The organism is Gillisia hiemivivida (assembly GCF_007997295.1).
Taxonomy (GTDB): Bacteria; Bacteroidota; Bacteroidia; order Flavobacteriales; family Flavobacteriaceae; genus Gillisia; species Gillisia hiemivivida.
This window is the reverse complement of sequence record NZ_VORY01000051.1, coordinates 1-878: the sequence shown is the minus strand read 5'-3', so window position 1 is coordinate 878 and position 878 is coordinate 1. Positions and strand designations below refer to the sequence as shown.

Sequence of the window (878 nt, the reverse complement as noted above, 5' to 3'; positions counted from 1 at the left end):
GGCTCAACACAAAAAGTTGTGGAGTAACTAAAAATAGGAGAACTTTGCTTTAAAATTTCTATGTCCTCAGACAAGTTATTAGCGATAGCTAATTTATTACTTCCTGAAGTGCTTGTAACCTATTTTGATCTGACCAAGTATGAGATAAAGGGTGAAGAGCTACATTTCTATTTTACCGAACTAAATGAAGTTCCAAAGGAGTCTATCGGGGTCAAGCTTCAATCTAAAGGTTTCTTCCCAGAGGCTACCGTTCAGGATTTTCCCATACGGGGAAAAAACGTTTTTTTACACATAACCCGACGCAGATGGCTCAATGAGGCTACTGGTAAGGTAATTACAAGGGATTGGAATTTAGTAGCAAAAGGAACTAGGATAACTAGGGAGTTTGCTGCTTTTTTAAAAGACATCTGTCAGTAACAATGCATCTAGTGCAACCCTTGTGGCCAAGTTCTATGGTGTCAATCCAAGAAGCTTACAAAGACAATACAAAGACTACTTGAGCGATTTTAAATCTTGGAATCAAAAATGCCACGCAGAAGATTGGGTCCTGTTTGCTGAAAACCTAGGGAGTCACCTATCCCTGGATGAGACAGCTTTTTCTAATGGAGACCTATATACCATACTGACCAACAAAAAAGCAAAAGGAAAGAAAGGAGCTTTGGTGGCCATGATTAAAGGAACCAAAGCCGAAACTGTTATAAGAATACTCCATAAAATCCCGGTAAAACAACGAAACAAAGTCCAAGAAACAACATTGGATATGGCAGGCAATATGGGGCTCATCGTTAAAAAATCATTCCCAAATGCTACTTTGGTCATAGACCGTTTCCACGTACAAAAATTAGCTTTGGATGCGCTACAGGAAATAAGGATCAAAC

General features: G+C 39.1%; 2 protein-coding genes. Both read left to right on the top strand.

Features of this window, described 5'->3' with window-relative positions; translation table 11 throughout:
* The first annotated feature begins 60 nt into the window (after positions 1–60).
* Positions 61–417, top strand: a complete 357-nt coding sequence (locus tag ES724_RS16420; RefSeq protein WP_146935078.1) for an ISAon1 family transposase N-terminal region protein — start codon at positions 61–63, stop codon at positions 415–417.
* A 79-nt stretch (positions 418–496) separates the two neighbouring features.
* On the top strand, positions 497–878 hold a 382-nt coding region (locus ES724_RS16415; protein WP_246136903.1), incomplete at its 3' end, for a transposase.

Coding starts and splice junctions, on each gene's coding strand:
- ES724_RS16420 (WP_146935078.1), top strand. CDS start 61: ATGTCCTCAGACAAGTTATTAGCGATAGCTAATTTATTACTTCCTGAA.